Origin of the sequence: Priestia sp. SIMBA_032, assembly GCF_046535215.1 — a bacterium.
In the GTDB taxonomy this organism is placed as follows: domain Bacteria; phylum Bacillota; class Bacilli; order Bacillales; family Bacillaceae_H; genus Priestia; species Priestia aryabhattai.
The window spans coordinates 1-273 of the sequence record NZ_JAWRXD010000617.1; the positions used below are offsets into that span (position 1 = coordinate 1).

1 protein-coding gene is annotated in these 273 nt (G+C 72.5%); it reads right to left on the reverse strand.

Going from position 1 to position 273, the window contains the following annotated elements; genetic code table 11:
* Nucleotides 1-273: BlaI/MecI/CopY family transcriptional regulator (locus tag SB717_RS35725; protein WP_410907695.1), on the reverse strand; the 273-nt coding region annotated here is incomplete at both ends.

The window sequence follows — 273 nt, forward strand, 5'->3', positions numbered from 1 at the left end:
GACCGAGCCGACGAAGTAGGCGAGCGCCTCCGTGCGGTCGCTGGAGGACTCCAGCACTTCGCGCATCAGGTCGGCGACGTGCCCGGCCCGGGTGAGGGCAGCGTAGTAGAGGTGCGGGCGGGCGTCGCGGTCGCGGCCGACGAAGCCTTTCGGCTCCAGACGGGACAGCACCGTCATGATCGTGGTGAGCGCCGGCGCCTTCCCGGTGTCGCGCGACGCGGCGAGCTTGTCGCGCAGGTCTCCCGCGCTGATCGGCGCGTCGCCGTCCCACAG